This is a genomic window from Segatella copri (genome assembly GCF_019127135.1).
GTDB lineage: Bacteria > Bacteroidota > Bacteroidia > Bacteroidales > Bacteroidaceae > Prevotella.
Map to the genome: position 1 here is coordinate 38,375 of NZ_JAHOEA010000005.1, position 14,443 is coordinate 52,817.

The window sequence follows — 14,443 nt, forward strand, 5'->3', positions numbered from 1 at the left end:
ACAGATATGAAAAATAAATTTTTATATATCGCTCTATACGCTGCAGGAATGCTGGGTGCTACCTCATGCAGCGACTATTTGGAAACGAAATCACCTTCTACCGTAGATGCAGATTTCGTTTTCTCCAGCACAGCCACAGCCAAGGCAGCACTGGAAGGAGCCAAAGCAGCCATGCATGGTGCCTACAGTTCACACATCTTCGGCGACGGACTCTACTATGCAGCCGACATTGCCGGTTCCGACATCATGCGCCATCCGGAAGGATACGCCAAGCAGCCTGGCCGCCATCCGGCTGAAGCATTCTACCGCAACGGAACCGAGACCGGTGCCTACGCACTTACCTCGTACATGAAAGAAGGAACAGACGGTACATACGGCTACCTCTTCAGCGTAATCGGTAAATGCAACGCCATTACTACAGCTTTCGAACAGAAGGACAACTTCGAGGAGATGATGAGCCAGTCGGAACCTACTGAGCTGAGCCAGCTTTATGGTGAAGCCGTAGCCATCCGCGCAACCTGCTACAGAGAACTCATCAAGTATTTCGGCGACGTTCAGTTCCAGTCAACATTCGGCGTGGCAGCTGGCGGATTGGTAAGCCGCGATTCTATCTATGACGTCTGCATCGAGCAACTCAAGAAGGTAGAGCCTCACATGTACGTTCTGGGCACCTGTCCAACCTATGCCAACAATGCGAAGAACTATTACTCACGCACCTATGTAGACGGTCTCATTGGCCGCATGGCATTGGAGGCCGGTGGTTACCAGACCCGCCGAAACGACATCAAGCGAGTAGATGGCAAGGGCAATCCGCTCACCTTCGAAGCCCTCGGCACTGATAACCAGAACGCCACTTATGGCCGCCGTTCAGACTGGAAGAATCTTTATGCCACAGCCAAGGAATACTTCAAGAAGGCCATCGACAACGCAGGTACTGCCGTTTTCCACGAAACAGACCCTCGCTCAGAAGACAAGAATGGACGTGTCTACAACAATCCATACCAATACTTCTTCCAGCAGTTACATGATGCTGACGCCACCTATGCTGACGAAAGCATCTACGAGGAGCCTTTCACTCAGGGTTCGACAGGCAATGATCCACGCCCATACTCTTTGGGGCGTCCTTCAAATGGTGGTTCCAAGGTAGCATACCCTTGCAAGAACTACGGACAGGGACGTATCAACCCAGCCTTCTATTATGGTGATTTCGATCCTAAGGACCTGCGCCGAGACGTATCATGCACCGTAACAGGAAGTACCGGAAAGGGCATTGAGGCTCTGATTCCATTCACACCGGGTTCCAAGCAAAGTGCAGGCGGTATCAGCTGCAACAAATTTGATGAGAACCGACAGACTACGGTCTGGACTCAGGCACAGCGCCGTTCCGGTATCAATGCTCCATACATGCGATTGTCAGAAATGTATCTTGGCTATGCAGAGGCTTGCGCAGCAACAGGCGACAACGCAGAAGCAAAGACCTATCTTACAAAAGTTCGTAACCGTGCCTTCCGCACAGCTGATGAGGCAAACGTAGAAGGATTCATCAACAAAGAAGGTTCCTTGCTCAAGGCTATCATTGACGAGCGCGGATTCGAGTTTGCCGGCGAAGGCGACCGCCGTTTCACCTTGATACGTACTGGTCTGTTGCCTGAAAAGATCAAGAAGATTAAGGATCTTACCCGCAAGATGCTTGACGGTTTGAAGACAAATGGTTCATACACCTTCGAGAATGGCAATACCATCTCTGCCTACATCTATACCAAGAGCGTAGATGCTGCAGGTATGAAAGATGCCAACGGCAATACAATGTATGGTTACCGCTTGACAACCCAGTGCCCAGAAGACAAAGAGAATGATCCTGTTCTTTATCCATCCTGGCGCGGCCAGAAGGACAATTGGGATGAGTTGGGCCTCGACTATGGTACCAAGACTCCAAAGACCAATCTTGCCATCAAAGGCTTGTTTGCACCGGTTTCTGACCAAGAAGCTGAAGAACTGACAAAGGATGGTTATAAAAAGGTAGATTGGGGAAAGACACTCGTAGACAATGATGATGAGTACTACAAGTATCTCTTCTATGATTACGACTACGTATCAGCACCTATCTATCTGTGGCCATTCACACCGAACATCATCGCAACAGGTGGATTCGTAAACGGATACGGATTCTCTAACAAGTAAATAAAAAAAACAGCGAATTATTTGCATCGGAATGCATCTAATTCGCTGTTTTCTTTTTTATTCTTCTGTAAGATCTTTACAATCCTTGAGTATCTCAGCAGGAACCTCATTGCAACGCTCGTAGCGGCTGATGTCGGTAACATCGTCCTTGGCGGTCCATATCATGGAACCCGATTTCAAGAGACGGGTTACGAGATAACTCTGGTTCCAGTCGCCCTTACCGTTATCATAGCTTCCGCTGATGATGTAGCCCTGGTATGGATCGTTCTTGATAGCGAACGAACCGGTGATATGGCGACCATACATACTGTCAAACTTCTGATACATCTCGAAAGTCTGGTCCTTGCGGTTGAGAACGATGTAGCAGTATGTGCCCTCAGCAAGAGGTTCACCGTTCCACTCAGCCAACTTCCATGTGCCATGAAGATTGGCAGCAGTAACTTCCAGAGAAGGCTCCTCCGGTTCATCATCATCGCTGCTGCAGGCTGCAAAGCCGCAGGCAAACAAAGCAATCACCAGGAGGGTGAAGAGTTTTTTCAAATATTTCATTGTCTTGGTATTTTTTTCTTTTTTACTTTTTTACCCTTTTACCTTTTTACCTTTACAACGACCTGTATCGTTCTGTCAGACGGACGGGCATCCAAGCCCTCCAGAATAACAGGGAAGGTGAAGGATTCGGGCATCGTAGCCGGAATCTTATCGGCTATGATGGTGATGACGAGGTCAGCCTCATCACCCGGTTCTATCACCTCAGGCTCTGTCGTAAGACGGGCATAAGGAGGAAGAAGGAGGCTGGATATACGGAGCGGCTTGTCACCGCTGTTTCCGCAGAGGATACGTGCCGCAGGCTCTGTGCCCGGCTTTACCTCTGTGATACTTGCCTTCGCCTGTTTCAGTCTGAGTGCGCCCATCTTGTGCGGATAGCGTGCCCACTGGTCAGCACCTGGCAGCACCTTGCCCGTTAAGGCAAGCTTAACGGCAGGCTGTCCCTCTACCTCTTTCAGATAGAGATAAGCACCCGTATTGATGGTGCCCGGATAGCGGTTAGGCGTGAAGGTGAGCTGCACCTGACAGGTATCGCCAGGCTTCATCACATCGCCCCTGACATAAGAACTGGTACATCCACAGGTGGTTCTCACCTGTGTGATGTGCAGTATCTTCTTGCTCACATTCTTACCTACGAAGGTGAAGGTGCGAGGCGCATCGTCCTCGGTCATCGAACCTGCATCGATAAGCGGATGCTCAAACTTCAGCAGTTCCTTCTGCGCATTCACCGTGACAGGCAAAGCCAGGAAGAAAAGCGATAGGAAAGCAAATATCTTCATATTACATCCAATTACATCCAACCATTGTTACCGGCACTCTTTCTAACGGTCACAACTACGGTCTGGCTGGTACCATTGGCAGCTGTTACGGTGAGCGATGTACTTCCGGCAGCGAGTCCCTTCACGATGAGCGTCTTGCCATCTACCGAAGCAGAAGCTACGCCATTATTCGCTACTGAGCAAGAGAATCCCTCTGTCTGACCTGCAAAATATGCAGCGAGGTTGAGAGAAACAGTCTTCTCGATGCCCACATACACGTTAGGCAACTTCATATCAGAACTGAATTCCTTGTTCTTGATGTTATTCAAGAGCTGAGCTGCATCAATCAGACCAGCACCCATCTTGCCGATGTACTTAGAGAGCTGTACAATCTCAGGCGAAGCACCTACGGTAGTATGGTTCATGTAGTAGGTCTTGGTTGCACCATTCTGATAATGACTGTCCAGTTCCTTCACAGACTTCTTCATCAGGGCTACGAAATCGGCAGCACGATAATGACGGTTCGTCTTGGCAGCATAAGCGAGACCCAAGGCAGCCACACCCGAAACGTGAGGACAAGCCATAGAGGTTCCCTCCATGTAGCCGTAGGCAGGCTGACCGTTCTTGATCATCGTAGAGAGCACAGCACCTTTCTGCTCGGTTGTCTCTGCCCAGTATTCATCTTCCTGCTCGCCAATCTTGCTGTAATATTCCAAGTCGCCACCAGGAGCGCTCAGGGTTACGAGCGAACCGAAATCGGTGTAGCAGGCTGGAGTAAAGTCGGCAGCTAATGAAGATACGCAGACGCACTTAGAGTAAGCACCTGGGAAAGCAGGATTGCCAGCATACTCGTTACCGGCTGCGAAGACTGGAATACCACCGTCGATGACACCATTAGGCGAACCGGCATTGTTGATGAAGTAATCCAGCGCTTCCTTCTCCAGCGGATAGGTCTCAGCCCATTCCTTCTCGGTAGCAGGGCCCGGAGTATAACCGTTGATGATACTAGACTCTGAAGAGTTGTAACCCCAACTGCACTGCAGGATGACTGCACCATTATCGGCAGCATACTTGATGGCTCTCGCCTCGCCTGCCAAGGTTACACTGTTCTGACCGGAGAATACCTGGCAAGACATGATCTTGACACCAGAATTAGGAGAACCGTCACCACCAGCTACACCACAAACACCTCTACCATTATTATTTACGGCTGCAATGGTACCAGCTACGTGAGTACCATGACCGGTGTCATTGGCATCAGTCCAGGTAATATCGCCGCTCTCAGTAACGAAGTTGTAGCCATGAAGGTCGCCCTCATAACCGTTTCCGTCGCCGTCAGTCTGGGCACCCTGAACACTTTCGCCCGGATTGCACCACATGTTGGCTGCCAAATCAGGGTGAGTATACATCACACCCTCATCAAGAATAGCCACGATGATAGAAGGATCACCTGTGCAGGTCTTCCATGCCTCAAGTGCATTCACATCACATCCTGCCTTAGCACCCACGTGATTATTGTTGAGGTTCTCAAAGTCATAGTTGCCCTCACCCAGGTTACGGTAATGCCACTGGCTGGCAAAGCCTGGGTCGTTTGGCTCGCCCTCGGCTGCTGCGCGGGTAGACTTCTGCTGAAGTGCCTTATCGCTGAGATAGATGCGCTTGCTGTCGGTATTGTAAGCACGCTTGATGCGGCCGTTGGTCTGAACCTTTGAGATTTCGCCCAACTGCTTCAGTCGCTCGGCAGCCGCCTTCAGGTCGGTTCCCTTATTAAACTTCACCGTATACCAGAGGTGGAGTCCCGCCTCGCGGGTTCTTGCCTCAGTATTTGCATCTACTGGGAACACACGCTCGAAGCTGTAGCTTCCCAGGATGTCGAGCACCTCGTCGGTAGAAGGAATACCCGAACGGGTAGCCTTTCCGGAGCGAGTCTTGCTCAGTTGTGCCTGGTCGAGGATATCGCTCATTTCCGGGCTGAACTTAATCAGCAGTTCACCCGCCTCAGCATCTGCAGGGATGGTGATTTCTGAATTGCCGTCAGAAGAGCCGATGGTTGACAGGCTGTCAGAACAGCCCGTCAATGCCAATGCGACCATTGCTATATAGAAAAACTTTTTCTTCATTGTTTGCTTCTATATTGTTTTTATGTTTATCTTACTTTTTCTTAGTTCTCCTGTACTTAGCCATCAGCGCAGCTTCATTAATATCGCCTGCTGCCACGTATTTGCGGTAGTAGAGCGGATAAGCTACACCTGGAACCTCCCACTTGCTGCCTGGGTCACTGGTTCCGTAATAGTAGTCGTAGCTGTAGCTGTCTTCTGTCATATTAGAGAAACCAACGGCAGCGCCATCGCTGTTCTTACCCTTAGGCTGCTGGTTGAAGATCATCGTTGGTGCATTCCATTCTACCAGGTGTGGATGGAAGAGAATCCAGTTTGGCACCTTTCCTGTAAAGAAGTTCAGGTTGAGTGACAACTGACGGCAGTTTGGCAATACACGTGGCACCTGGAGAGGATAAACATCCTCACTAACTACAGAACCATCCTTGTGCTTGCAGGTTACAGGATTATCCCAGCCTGAGAGCAACCACTTGCAGGTATCGCCTACCAGCTTGTCGAGATAATCTTTCTTGTTGGTAGAGAAGTCAGACTTGCTGTATCGGGTAGCCTTGCCGGCAGCCTCCAATGCCTCAGTCATCTCATCATCGGTAGGAAGTTCACCCTCCAGGAAGCAGTAAGACAACTCGAGTGTATTCAACTTATCCCATGTCAGGAGCTTGAGAAGCGCCTGGCGGTCTGCGGTTCCGGCATTTACCTTACCATACAGTCCGATAGGATAGTTATTATAAACATAGACGCCTGATGCATTCATTTCGCCCAGCGAAGCGATGTTGATGACAACATCCGTACGGCGCTGTGCATAGAGAACGAGGTTACGCAACTTAGGGAAGTTCTTCTCGTTGACGATATTGGTGATATCCGACAACTTGTTGAAGTTGTTACTTACCAGGTTGAGCGATTCAAGACTCTTGCCCAGATGAACAAAGCTAGCAGGCAACTGAGTCAGACCGTAAGCCTGAACGGTAAGATTCTTCAGATACTTCAGCGAGCAGATTTCATCACCGAGCTTCACCTCACGAATCTGGTTGTTCTCGTTAGCTGCAACAGAGAATGACTCCAGGAACTTGAGATTACCCACTTCCTTAGGAAGAGTTTCGCCACTCTTGAGGTTGAACATGCTGAACTTGACAGAACGTACACGTCCTAAAGCCTCAGGATGAGTTTTCACGAAATCATCAGTAGCTTCCCAGAGCGTTACGCCGCTCCAGTTGCGCATGTTATCGCTGGAATCGAAGGTAGCCATGCTACCCAGTTTCTGGTTGATCATGATGACAGAGAGAGAGTCACCGGCACGGTTGTCCTCAATCTTTGGTGCTGCCTTCTGACGAACGGTCAGGATGACATCATCTGTAGGTTTGCCATCTGCATCTACCAGCTGGTCTTCAGCCTTGACTGGCACGAGATGAACCTTAGCCACACGAACGGCAGGAACCACGTTCATCGCCCAGCGGAACTTGAAGTTCACGGTGCGAGGACGATACTTTCTGTCCAGCACGATACCCAGGTTAGTACCAGTCAGCTTATCTTCATCCTTGCTGTTCAGGAGCCAGCCCTCACGCTCGCTCTCGTTCTCTGCCTTCTCGGCATCGGTCAGATCACCCTCGAAAGAATACTCTATCTTACCGATCTTGCATTCCACGTTGGCAGAAATGAGACTCTCGAAAGCACGGTTATCGTAAGAATCGGAGTTTTCGATTTCTACAACAGGATCCTTCAGGAAGATCTGCTTGCCATAACCGAACTGGGTGATGGTAAGCTTGCGGCTCTGTCCGTTGGCACCCTGGAAACTGAGTTCTGTGCTGCGGAGCGTGTTGGAAAGAGTAGAATCCACCTTGATGGTACCCTCAACAGAACCCACGCCGTTGGCAGGCGAAAGCATCAGCCAAGGCTCAGAGGTATTTGCTACCCAATCCTGTGAGGCAGCGATGGCAATCTGCTCTGTTCCACCCTGAGGGCCTATGGCTATCTCCTCTTTATCGAGCGCCAGTCCTCCTGGGATATCGACATCATCCTTATCGCTGCAGGCTGTGAAAAGCCCGGCAGCGAGAACGATACCTAATGTCAGTTTATTCATATATTTCATATTACTACTTTCTTATAGGGTTTAATTTTCGAGATCCAAAGCATCGCAACCGCGGATGTCCTGATTCTTGTCGTAGAACAGCTTATACATACCTGCCTTGATGTATGGGCAGACGCTGGTTACATCGATAGAGATGTTAGGGTTGTCTGCGATATTCAGGATATAAAGGTGAGAGGTCAGTGTCTCTTCTACCTTACGGATATCGTTGGAACCAATCTGGAACTGGATCAGGCTCGGACAGGTTGTGATTCCTGTAGGCCATGTACGCAGGCAACGCTGGTCGGTCTTCTCATCACGCTGGTGGTTGATGGCAAAGGCACGGAGCACGGCACTGTTCAATGGCTGGGTTGGCACCTCGGTGAAGCAGTTGTAGCTCAAGTCCATATTGGTAATGTATGGCAATGTGGTTGAGCGGAAGTCATCAGAGAGGGATGTCAACTTATTGAATCGGAGGTCGATGACCTGCAGCAGATAAGCCTTCTTGCCCTTGATGGAACCCTTAGGGATGGTGCGCATCTGGTTGCCGCTCAAATCGATGGTTGTGATTGGCGAACCGGCAGTAAACAGCTCTGTAGGGAACTTCTCAATCTTGTTGTTCGAGAGAGTAACGGTTGCTGCATTGATACCCTTGTAGGTACCATGACTATTATCTACACCTGTAATCTCGTTGTAAGAGAAGTCTACAGAACCCATCTCGCGAACCGAACTTGCATCGAAGATATTCGGAATCTTCTTCAGTTTGTTGTGGGCGAAGGTCAGACTCTCTACATCATCTGTAAAGGCACAGAGATTAGCAGGAACCTCCTCAATCTGGTTGTTGTTCAGATAGAGTGAAGAAAGCGCTACCTCAGAACCGAACGGATGCAACTTCTTGATATTGTTGTAAGCCAGGTCGAGCAGACCGAGATTCACCATCTTGCTCAAGGCAGATGACTCTGGGAACTCCTCCAGGTTGTTGTAACTCATATAGAGAATCTGGAGTGTCTTACCGGTCTTCTCGTTAGCCAGACGGGTCCAGTCGTTTCTCAACTGGTTAGCTGAGATACCCTTGCATCGTGCCAGGTTCATCGCCTGCAATTTAGGGAGATTATAGTAGAAGTCTGGAATGCGACTGATCTTCGGACAGTTGTAAAGTTCGATATCGGTCAGGTTTTCCATCTTGTCCCAATCCTCATCCTTAAACTCCTGCGCAAACTTACCATAAACAGGATCGTCAGCATTGTAGAACTTCGCACAAACCTCATCGGCTGTGATAGAAGAGTTACCGATGTAGAACTGCTGCAACTTGGTCAGACGGTAGATAGCCTTTGAAATACCGCTGATGCGGTTGGTCAATGTACCGATCTGCGCATCCTTCAGGTTGATGCGGCTGTCCTTCTTGATTCTGTTCTTCGGTGCCACCTTAGGATCAGAGTTGTAGCTTTTTACTATCATCTCCGACATGTTGGCACGTGGGTCATACTTCAGGAACTTATTCTCATAGTCGTGACGCATGCTGCTCTTCTTTGCAGCAGTCAGACTGTTTGCATCATAATTATTGAAGATGTTGGCACCAATCTTCTCATCGTGAGAACCGAGGTTGAGCACCTGGAGTTCTGTCAGCTGTCCGATGGCATCAGGTACGATTCCCTTTGCACCGAAACCGGCGATAACGAGACCGATAACACGGCCGTTGCTGTTGAGCGTTACGCCCGGCTGTTCGCCCCACATATCGAGTTCCTTGTTGAAGTTCCAGTTAGCTCCCTTGAAGGTAGCATCGCCATAGAAGCTCCACTCCTTACCCTGGAGAGATTCCCAGATAGCCTTCAAAGCCTCATAGTCCTTGATATACTCCTTTGTCTTGGAAAGGAGGATAGGCACCTGAGCTTTATCATTGAGTTGATTGTCCTCTATAATGAAAGCCTCACCCTTTACAGGCTGGGTCTCGTACTTGGTCTTTACCGCACCTGTCTTTCCGTAGGTGGTATATGAGGTAACCTGATAAGTACCGGCAGGCAGCCATACGGTAGAATCGCAGTAAGCTGTACCTGTGTCCATATACTTATCGTTCTCATTGTCTGGATTCTGATGCTCTACGCTAGACTCCTTATATTTCACCTTCAATTCAGGGAAGGTATAGGTCTCACGGGTAAAGAGGTTGGTTACGCTGACATCAACGAGACGGATGTTAGAGAAGAGATACTCTGTACCACCGGCACGGGTCTTCTCCCACTCCTTCACGAGATTGAACTTCACCTTACCACGCTCCACAGTCTCCACCATGAGGTTCTGTACTTCCAGACCGCCACCTACTACAGTGAATGTTTCGCCGGCAGAAGAAGCCAGCAACTCCTCGTCTACCGCATCATAGAGATAGAAACCGATGACGGTGTAAGTACCCGAAGCGAGTTGCAGTTTTTCACTTCTCAGACCATACTCAGCATTCTCTGAATTATAAGAATTGAGCACCAGTGTCTGAGACACAGTTGTACCGTTGTGCTCCATGACCACCTTGATTTTCTTGGCATCATCCAGTTTCTCAAGTTTGTCAAGGGCAGCAGCACGGGTAGCTCTAGAAGAAACCTTCTTGCTGAGCTTGAACTGCACATATCCGTATGTGCCGTCCCAACCCTCGGTTTCATCATCAGAGCAACTTGTTGCTGCAAAGGTCAGGAGAGAGACCAAGAGCAACAAGAGTGCCTTTGAAAATATTTTCATTCTGTTCATTACTTTCTAATTTTTCTGATAGAAGTATGTTTCTTACTCATTCCCTCACCAGGAGATTCAACAACAAGAACCTTTACAGGAGTTCCGTTGTCCTTGAATACCATAAACATCGGAGTAGCTTCTGGTACTTGTACAAAGAATATCCAATTCTCCTTTTCGTCTTGTGAAGGCTCTGCGTTAACATCATTTCCGTTGAAATCCTTAACTGTAAGATAGCCTGTCTCCATCATAGTGGTAGGGTCCCAATCCTTGATATTAGGATTAACTGTAAGAGAGCTTCCTGCTTCTGACTGAGCGACATATATTTCGTCACCATTGTAGCCAAATGCTTCTGATATGATAGAACCATACATTGATTTATCCTTCTTGCACTCTACTGGCAAGTAGTTCATCTTCAAGATTGTAGGCGCTGCAGACTGATCACCAGCAGAAGAGTTGGCCTCCTTCTGTACAACATCCATCAGGAAGTAGCGGTCGTAATCGCTCTTCACGCTTGTGTAGTCGTTCTCAAGCATCTCATCGAGACCGTTATCGAAAGTTGCGTAAACGCTCTGTGGCAATGCATAAACCAGGAACTCACGGCTTCCGCTGCTCAAGGCATCAATAGTGAGCTTAACGTCACCCTTCTCACCCTGCAACTTCACAGCGCCGGATGTTTCCTCGCGCAGACCATCTTCCTTTTTCTCGAAGACTACCAGCTGGTAAGCATCACCCAAGGTCTTGAGGGTGAAAGGAACGAAGTTGTAGAAGGTGAAAGCGTTGGTATCACCGCCATTCAGGCTAGAACCATTCTGAGTGAACACCTTACCATCGAGAGATACATTCCATACTGCCCACCGTGAAGAGGTTGGATAAGTAACATCCATGGTGCTGGTGGTCATACCATTATAGATAACAGGTATGGTTACAGCAGCCTTGCCATCCTCAGAAGTGAAGGTGATGGTGTAGTTGCCGTCCTTAGCGATGGCATACTTAGCACTTACGCCCTGATTCTCCTTGAAGGAAACACCGCCTACAACTTCCTTGTTAGGTGTACCTACCAGGAAGCCGCCTTCCAAGTCTACCCAAGCAGGAGTATTGGTAACAGCAAAACGGAAGTTTGACTTTACAGTAAACTTGTTGTATACATTGTAACCTACGGTGATACCTGTCTCGGTAATATCTTCGCCAGTCGCATCGTAAACCTTCAGGTCATAGCCGGCAGCCGAACGCTTAACCTCAGCGATGGCAACCTTCTGACCACCCATATTCAGGAAGAGCTGAGCCACGCTCATATCATCGCTGGCATCATCATCAGTAATCTTAACCTTGATGGTCTGCTTGCCTGCAGTACCATTGAGTACGAAGGCGTCTGTTTTCTCGCCCTGCACCAGTTTACACCAGATTTTGTCTGAAGAAAGGCTCCAGCTCTCGTTGGCATCGAAGGTGAAGTCCAACTCAGCGCCAGCAGCACCGGCGATAGTCTGTACCTGTGGGAACACAGGAGTTACTGCATCGTCGTCATCGCTGGAACAAGCTGTGAACAGAGTCACTGATACCAGCGCCATCAATACGAGCCAATATTTTGAAATCAATGTTTTCATTTTCTTTTTATTCTACGATTAATATCCTTGTTCTTTCAATTTCTCTGCCTCTGCATCGCTGATCCATTCATACATGGTGATGAAGGTTCCTACGTTGCCGAAGCTTGAACCATCCTTGTTGTCTACACTCATGGTGACATACTGCAATACATAGTTCTGGCAGGTGTTATAATAAGAGGTATAGAGAGAAGGCTGGCTGATGCGCAACTTGCCGTCTCCATAGATGGTACCGAACGCCTCGCCGGTTTCACCAGCTATCTGGTCGTCCATCTCTACCTTTGGCTCAAGAATGTTCTTGGTGCTGAACTTCAACTTCAGGTTGTAGCCCTTATAGTAAACATCCTTCAGCAGAACGGTATTCTCCTCGCCTTCCACTACCTCAGTCTTGATCAGACGGTTGGTTACGTTGTTCAGATACTGACTGTAGAAGGTAGATGTTACCATACACCAGCCTGAGAAGTTGTGGATATCGAAAGGACAAGACTTCTGCATTACCACGTGGGCATAGTCCTTATAGAGATCTGTCCAGTTATACTTCTCCGGAATCACCAGTTTCAGGGTGAAGCCGAGCGAGTCGGTCTTGCCGATGTTATCATAGATACCCTGAACCTTCACATTTCCTACCATCTCGCCCGCCTTGATTGTAACGGTGTTGTTGAGGATGCGGTAATGCTTACCCTCGATGGCATTGCTCTGCTTGTCTACTACCTCCACGCCGAAGGTGCGGTCGTAGTCAGCTTTTTCGGTTGCAGATACAGGCACATTGAATACCTCATTGCTTTCCTGTACAGCATACTGATAGAGCGTATCAGAGAACATGATATGACTCGGACCAGCATAAGTGGTATAATCCTGTGAACAACTCACAAGAGCGATGAGTGCAGCTACGGCTGCCAAACATCCCATCATTATTTTCTTCATGATCGTCTCCTTATTTTATTTGTTACTTTCATTAGGCTGAATCTCAGAACCTGGAGCCTCAAGCTCATGCTGAGGAATTGGCCAGACAAAGAGAGGGTCGTCCTTTTCAACCTTCAGACTGCTCTGCACGAAGTTGGCAGCAGGCTGGTCTGCAGCCTTACGCTCAAATCCCTTGTGCCAGCGCTTGAGGTCATTCAGACGGAAGCCTTCCATATAGAGTTCCTTCACGCGCTCTGCCTCGATTATCTTCATGGCGTTGCTCTCGCTCATCGAGGTGTTACCACCATAAGATGAGTAGCGGGCTGTACGCAAGGTAGAGATGTCCTTACCTGCCTTAGCGTAGTCCTTCTTCATGGCGTAAGCCTCAGCACGTATCAGATACTGCTCTGAGAGACGGAATACCATTGGCTGGTGAACATGCAGGATATTGTTGTTCAGGAATTCTGCATCGCCGAAATACTTGCTCAGCAAAGGCCACTGCAAACCGTGCTCATAACCGGTGGTACGGGTTGTGAAGATGGCTGCAGCACGGAGGTCATTGGCGTCGAATGAGTTGATGACCCATGTCTCAGGCACATAGTCAGGACGATAAGTTACATAGTTGTAGTTATCGAAGATGGTACCCAGTGCACCGCCATAGCTGTTCACGGTAAAGCCTACCTTCCAGATAGCCTCACGCGAATCACCATAGGTCCAGATATACTTGTAATCGTTCACCTGGCTTGAATAGGTGTTGGAAGAAGCCTTCTCCAATGTATAATACTTACTGCCGATTACCTTAGATGCATACTTGATGGCATCATCATACTTGTGCATATATAAGGATACGCGCGCACGCAAGGCATGACAGGTATACTCGTTGAAGTAAATCTCGTTGTAGAGATTTCCGGTGAAGTCTTCATCTACCTTCAGATATTCAGCAGCCTTGTCAAGGTCTCTCAATACGAAATCGTATGAGTCCTTCAGACTGGCTCTCTTCTGTGGCTCATTGCCGTAATAGTGCTCTGTGAGTACAACGCCGAGTTCCTTCGCAGCCTGCTCATCGCTGTCATAAGCCTTGCAGAAACACTTGATCAACTCTGAATAAGCCAATGCACGTGCGAAGTAAGCCTCGCCCTGATACTGTTCCAGCTTGTCGAGCTCCTTATCACTGTTGGTGTTTGCCTTTACCTTATCTACGTTGTCGAGCAGGAAGTTGGCAGTGTTGATAACACCATAAAGATCGGCATATACCGCCTCGATGTCGGTGTTGGTAGCCTTGATATCTTTCCAACGGTAGATATCGCCATAGGCATTAGAGTAGCCCTTCACGCAGTACACGAAGTCTGCCTGCAGATCTGGCAGGATTGTCAGATTGCCCGAATAGAGGGCGCTGCTCTTGAAACTGTCGTAAATACCGTACACCAGCTTGTCCATGTCGTCCACCGTGTTGATAGCCTGGTCCATGCGGATAGAATCCTCAGGATACTTATCAAGACAGGAAGACATCGAGAGGGCTAGGATTCCCGACAGGATGTATGTCTTTATATTTTTGATATTCATTTTTTT

9 protein-coding genes are annotated in these 14,443 nt (G+C 48.7%); 1 reads left to right on the top strand and 8 read right to left on the bottom strand.

Translation table 11 applies throughout. The annotated features are described in order from the left end of the window. Positions 1-6: 6 nt before the first annotated feature. Positions 7-2,181: a RagB/SusD family nutrient uptake outer membrane protein gene (locus KSW37_RS02375; protein WP_217313176.1), complete on the top strand. Its 2,175-nt coding sequence runs from the start codon at positions 7-9 to the stop codon at positions 2,179-2,181. 57 nt (positions 2,182-2,238) lie between these two features. On the opposite strand, the gene KSW37_RS02380 is transcribed toward KSW37_RS02375, so the two are convergent. Genes KSW37_RS02380 through KSW37_RS02415 form a run of 8 tightly spaced genes read right to left on the bottom strand, consistent with a single transcriptional unit; the run spans position 2,239 to position 14,437 of the window. Then, positions 2,239-2,721, bottom strand: a complete 483-nt coding sequence (locus KSW37_RS02380) for a lipocalin family protein (protein ID WP_217313216.1) — start codon at positions 2,719-2,721, stop codon at positions 2,239-2,241. A 47-nt stretch (positions 2,722-2,768) separates the two neighbouring features. After that, positions 2,769-3,506, bottom strand: coding sequence for a DUF1573 domain-containing protein (locus tag KSW37_RS02385; RefSeq protein WP_217313177.1), 738 nt, complete (start codon positions 3,504-3,506; stop codon positions 2,769-2,771). Positions 3,507-3,517: 11 nt separating this feature from the next. Beyond that, positions 3,518-5,605, bottom strand: a complete 2,088-nt coding sequence (locus tag KSW37_RS02390; RefSeq protein WP_217313178.1) for a subtilase family N-terminal domain-containing protein — start codon at positions 5,603-5,605, stop codon at positions 3,518-3,520. 31 nt (positions 5,606-5,636) lie between these two features. Next, entirely contained in the window at positions 5,637-7,685 is a 2,049-nt protein-coding gene (locus KSW37_RS02395) for a BACON domain-containing protein (protein WP_217313179.1), read from the bottom strand. A gap of 21 nt (positions 7,686-7,706) precedes the next feature. Next, positions 7,707-10,391: a DUF4458 domain-containing protein gene (locus KSW37_RS02400; protein WP_217313180.1), complete on the bottom strand. Its 2,685-nt coding sequence runs from the start codon at positions 10,389-10,391 to the stop codon at positions 7,707-7,709. Continuing rightward, positions 10,391-11,974 (bottom strand): DUF5003 domain-containing protein, encoded by a 1,584-nt coding sequence (locus KSW37_RS02405; protein WP_217313181.1) that lies wholly within the window; start codon positions 11,972-11,974, stop codon positions 10,391-10,393. The genes KSW37_RS02400 and KSW37_RS02405 overlap by 1 nt, the downstream gene beginning before the upstream one ends. A gap of 18 nt (positions 11,975-11,992) precedes the next feature. After that, on the bottom strand, positions 11,993-12,895 hold the full coding sequence (locus KSW37_RS02410; RefSeq protein ID WP_217313182.1) for a DUF4984 domain-containing protein: 903 nt from the start codon (positions 12,893-12,895) through the stop codon (positions 11,993-11,995). 15 nt (positions 12,896-12,910) lie between these two features. After that, on the bottom strand, positions 12,911-14,437 hold the full coding sequence (locus tag KSW37_RS02415; protein ID WP_217313183.1) for a RagB/SusD family nutrient uptake outer membrane protein: 1,527 nt from the start codon (positions 14,435-14,437) through the stop codon (positions 12,911-12,913). Between the last annotated feature and the right edge of the window lie 6 nt (positions 14,438-14,443).